Annotated in this window: 5 protein-coding genes; 3 read left to right on the top strand and 2 right to left on the bottom strand. The window is 72.3% G+C overall.

The window, feature by feature from the left end:
• Positions 1-111 precede the first annotated feature (111 nt).
• Both LG632_RS29650 and LG632_RS29645 read right to left on the bottom strand, forming a co-directional pair.
• Positions 112-1,269 (bottom strand): glycosyltransferase, encoded by a 1,158-nt coding sequence (locus tag LG632_RS29650; RefSeq protein WP_226731019.1) that lies wholly within the window; start codon positions 1,267-1,269, stop codon positions 112-114.
• Positions 1,270-1,306: 37 nt separating this feature from the next.
• The gene (locus LG632_RS29645) at positions 1,307-2,302 is read right to left on the bottom strand and encodes a DUF3344 domain-containing protein (protein ID WP_308109447.1); all 996 of its coding nucleotides are present in this window, start codon (positions 2,300-2,302) and stop codon (positions 1,307-1,309) included.
• A gap of 378 nt (positions 2,303-2,680) precedes the next feature.
• Here LG632_RS29645 and LG632_RS29640 point away from each other — a divergent pair, with 378 nt between their 5' ends.
• The 3 genes from LG632_RS29640 to LG632_RS29630 all read left to right on the top strand — a co-directional run bounded on the left by LG632_RS29640 (position 2,681) and on the right by LG632_RS29630 (position 4,363).
• The gene (locus LG632_RS29640) at positions 2,681-3,082 is read left to right on the top strand and encodes a rodlin (RefSeq protein WP_226731018.1); all 402 of its coding nucleotides are present in this window, start codon (positions 2,681-2,683) and stop codon (positions 3,080-3,082) included.
• A 237-nt stretch (positions 3,083-3,319) separates the two neighbouring features.
• Positions 3,320-3,553 carry a chaplin gene (locus tag LG632_RS29635; RefSeq protein WP_226731017.1) on the top strand — a complete coding sequence of 78 codons (234 nt, stop codon included), beginning with the start codon at positions 3,320-3,322 and terminating at the stop codon, positions 3,551-3,553.
• A 132-nt stretch (positions 3,554-3,685) separates the two neighbouring features.
• The gene (locus LG632_RS29630; protein WP_226731016.1) at positions 3,686-4,363 is read left to right on the top strand and encodes a chaplin; all 678 of its coding nucleotides are present in this window, start codon (positions 3,686-3,688) and stop codon (positions 4,361-4,363) included.
• The last annotated feature ends 9 nt before the right edge of the window (positions 4,364-4,372 follow it).

Below are 4,372 nucleotides of genomic sequence, written 5' to 3'. Positions count from 1 at the left end.
CGGTCACCGAACGGCGGACGGCGGTGCGGGAGGCGGGGCCGCCCGCGGCGGGCCCTGCGGCGCGTGGGCCGCCGCCCTGCCCGGTGTGCGGGGCGTGTGCGCTGTCCATCGTCATCGGCTGATGCGCTCCTGGTTCAAGGGCCGGGGCCTGCCCAGCAGTTCGTGGTACAGGCCGGTGACCGCGTCCGTGGTCCGCCGCACGTCGAAGCCGGTCCGGGCGTGCAGCCCGGCCTGCTCCCCGAGTTCGGCGAGCAGCCGCGGTTCGACGAGCAGGCGCCCGAGCGCCTTGGCCAGCGCCGTCGGGTCCTCGGGCGGGACCAGGCAGAGTCGGCCGTGGCCGGGCGGCAGGCTCTCGCGGGCCCCGCTGACGTCGGAGACCAGCACCGGCCGACCGCAGGCCATGGCTTCGAGCGGGACGAGCGCCATGCCTTCCCACCGCGACGGCAGTACAACGAGATCGGCGGCCCGAAGCCACGGTCGGGTGTCGGCGGCGGCCCCGGCGAAGAGCACCCCGGACGGGGCCGTCCGGCGCAGCCGTTCGGCGTCGGGGCCGTCCCCGACCAGGGCGAGCCGCGCCCCCGGGACCGTGGCCAGCAGCTCCGGCCAGGCGCGCAGCAGCAGGTCCTGCCCCTTCTGCTGGCACAGCCGGCCCACGCACACCACGAGCGGCCCGTCCCCCCGGAAGGCGGTGGGCAGCGGCAGTCCGGCGCGGGCCAGGGCCTTGTCCTGGACGGGGTCGGGGTCGACGGGCCGGAAGTGGCCGAGGTCGACGCCGTTGCGGATCACCGCCCAGCGGGCGTGCACCCCGGCGGTCTCGCCCGCGAGCCGTTCGGCCTCGCTGACGCAGAGCACACGATCGGCCCAACGCACGGCGAACCGCTCCCACCTGAGGGCCAGCGCGCCGGTGGTGCCGCCGACCGCGTCGAAGGACCAGGCGTGCGGCTGGAAGACGGTGGGCAGGGCGCCGCGGGCGGCGAGCCGTCCGGCCAGGCCCGCCTTGGCGCTGTGGGCGTGCAGCAGCGCCGGGCGGACCTTGCGCAGCAGCCGGGCGGCGGCACCCGCCTCGACCGCGACGCCGGGGCCCGGCGACCGGGCGGCGCGCCAGGTGTGCACCTCGGCGCCCGCGGCGCGGGCGGCCTCGGCGAGTTGCCCGCCCGGCGGGCAGCCGACGACGGGGCGCAGGCCCGCGGCCGACTGGGCGCGGACCAGATCGGTGACGACCCGGGCGACACCGCCTTCCACGGGCTGGACGAGATGGAGGACGGTCACAGGTTCTGACGGCACGTGGAGTCGTCTTTCGTACGTTTCAGCGACGCGTGTCTGTCTGCACGAAGAGCACGCCGAGGAACTGGCCCTGGTTCTCGCCCGCGAACCGGAAGGAAAGGCTTCGGGCGCCGCCGGAGAGGGCGGGGCTCAGATCGAAGACGTCCGCGTCGTATCCGAGATTGTTCATGTGTTCGGGCTGGCGCCGGAAAGCCGTGCGTCCGAATTCTGTGATAGTAGAATTCATCACATCATTGAACGGGTTTTCCGGGTCGCTCATCTGGACCCGGCGGCCGCTGTCGGCGGTCACCGTGAGTGAGTCCCCGAGGGTGCCGCGGTCCCCGTCGTACGCGACCACGCCGGCCTTGCCGGCGCCGCCCGCGGGCACGTCCAGCCCCTCCAGGTCCACGGTCGCCGCCGCCTCCTGGCCCGCCCCCGCCCAGACCGCCTCGAAGCCGTCCCACAGCGCGAGCCGGCGCAGCGGCTCGTCCGGGTGCTCGTAGGCGACCACCAGCGTCCAGCCGCCCCAGGCGCCCACCGCGGAGTGGCCCATGGCGATGTTGAGCTGCGCGACCGTCCACATCCCCGCGCCGCCGCGGCGGACCAGCGGGGTGACGTCGGCGGACGCCTGGTAGGCGTCGGCCCCGTCGTCCGTGCGGTGCCCGATCCGGGTGTCGGCCAGCACCTCCGAGTAGGCGCCGCCGGGCTCGGCGACCAGCACCCGGCCGTTGTCCTCGGGCGGTTTCTGCTCCCCGACCCGGAGGTTGCCGCCCCAGTACAGCCGGGCGTACGAGATCTTCGCGCCCGCGGGGACCTTCAGCTCGGCGCGGGTGGAGTTGTAGGTGTCGGGGTCCTTGTCGACCTCGCTGTAGAACATCTCGTAGTCGCTGTTGACCCCGGCGGCCCCGCGCCTGACCTCCCCGCAGCGCTCGACCTCCGGCGACTGCTCGCGGCGGCAGCTGATGCCCGAGTTGGAGGCGCGCACCAGACCGCCGTGCTGCACGGCCTGATAACGCTGCGTGAACGGGATCCTGGGCAATTCCTTGGGGGCCGGAGCGGCGGCCCCGGCTGCAGGAACGTTTGCGGAAAGGACGAGGCAGGACAGCAGGGGGACGAGCGCACCGAGGATTCTGCGGGTGGAACCCATGTGACCCTGTCTCCATTTTCGATCAAGGCGACAAAACAGGAGTGCACTTTGTCAGAAATCGAGCTGGAAATCACGTCGGACTCGCTCGTACGGCCTTTTGGGCGAAAGCCCGCACCCGAGCGGGCGGCACCTCGTTGAGCGGGTGCGCCGTCCGTCAACCCGGCCCCGCCGGAACCCGGCATCCGGGTGACATCGCGCAACCCCCGGCGGGTCGCCCCCGTTGATCCGTCTGCTCCCCGTACCGGGCAATCCTTCAGAAAAGGGACCACAGTGATCAAGAAGATGATGGCGTCGGCGGCCGTCGCCGCGACCGTCGTGGGTGTGGGCTCGACCCAGGCGATGGCCATCGGCAACGACAACGGCATCAACACCGTGAACGGCAACGGCGCCGCGCAGATCTACGGCAACCAGGCCACGTACGGCGCCATGAGCCCGCAGATGGCCCTGATCCAGGGCTCCCTGAACAAGCCCTGTGTCGCGCTGCCGGCGAAGGTCAACGCCCAGTCGATCCTCGCGCTGGTCAACGTCGGCGTCCAGGACATCCCGATCCTGTCGAACCCGATGAACCAGCAGTGCACCGAGAACTCGACGCAGGCCAAGGGCGACGAGCCGCTGTCGCACATCCTGGACAACATCCCGATCCTCTCGGGCAACGTGTCCAGCGGCAGCTGAGTCCCGCACCGCACCCGCGAGGCCGTCGCACCTTCTGGTCGCGGCGGCCTCGCCGCGCGTCGGGGGCCCACCCGCCCCCTTTCCGGGAATTCCCGCAAATCCCGGGCCGGCCAGGACCGGAGTGAATTACTCCGGCTGCGGCCCGCTCCCCGGCAAATACGGGGAGTTTCTTTTCCACCGACCGCTCGTTGTTATTTCTGCAGTGGATACGCCACTGCGGGAAGGATCTAGGGAAAAATGACGTACAAGAAGGCAGTGGTGCTCGCCGCCGGCGTTCTGATGGCCGCCGGTGCCGCTTCCCCCGCCATGGCCGACGCGGACGCGAGCGGCGCCACGAAGGACTCCCCCGGCGTGCTCTCGGGCAACCTCGTCCAGGTGCCGGTCCACGTCCCGGTGAACGTCTGCGGCAACACCGTCAACGTCATCGCGCTCCTGAACCCGGCCTTCGGCAACACCTGCGTCAACAACTGACCAGCGCCTGACGAAGCGTCTGTGCCCGCAAGGGCAAACCTCCTCGGGGTGGCCTCGGAGTGCACGGCGGTGCGCTCCGAGGCCACCTTCGATTCAGCACCGGCCACCGGGCCGGTAGACAGGGAAGGACCCATGCGACAGGTACTGAGCCGACAGGTACTGGGCAAGGGGGTGCTCACGGCCGCGGCGGCTTCCAGCCTGCTGTCGATCGCGGGCGGCGCGGCCTACGCGTATTCGGGTGGCGCGGCCGAAGCCTCGCACTCACCGGGTGTGCTGGCGGGCAACAGCGTCTCGGTACCGATCACCCTCTCGCCCAACGTGTGCGGCAACAGCGTCGACGGCGGCGCCGGCCTCAACCCGGCCTTCGGCAACACCTGCGTCAACAGCTCCGGCCACGACTCGGCCCACTCCACCCACTCCGGCCACGACTCGGGCCACGACGGTGGCCCGGACCGGGACCGCAGCCCCGACTACGCGCGCTACCTGAGCCCGGAGCACGCCGAGGCCTTCCAGCACTACCTGGAGGAGCGGCAGTACGAGCCCCGGCACGCCAAGCCGCGTCCCGCGGACGGCGCCGAGGAGATCCGCCGGCACGTCCCGCACCAGCCGCGGCACGCCCAGCGGCCCCCGGCGCACGAGGAGCACGGCCGGGGCGGCTACGGCGGCGCGGAGGAGGAGTGCGACGACCACCCGGCGCCGCCTCCGGCCCCGCACCACGCGCCGCCGGCCCCGAAGCCCGAGGCCGGGCCGGAGCCGAAGCCCGCGCCGGCCACGGAAACCCTGGTGATCACGGCGGTGGCCCGCGGTTAGAGTGCCGCC

It is taken from the genome of Streptomyces antimicrobicus (assembly GCF_020532625.1).
In the GTDB taxonomy this organism is placed as follows: Bacteria; Actinomycetota; Actinomycetes; order Streptomycetales; family Streptomycetaceae; genus Streptomyces; species Streptomyces antimicrobicus.
Note: the sequence above shows the minus strand (reverse complement) of the source record. Positions and strands in the feature narration are given on the sequence as shown.

What these genes read in the sequence shown, in the direction of transcription:
- LG632_RS29630 (WP_226731016.1), top strand. Translation starts at nt 3,686, where the DNA reads ATGCGACAGGTACTGAGCCGACAGGTACTGGGCAAGGGGGTGCTCACG.
- LG632_RS29635 (WP_226731017.1), top strand. Translation starts at nt 3,320, where the DNA reads ATGACGTACAAGAAGGCAGTGGTGCTCGCCGCCGGCGTTCTGATGGCC.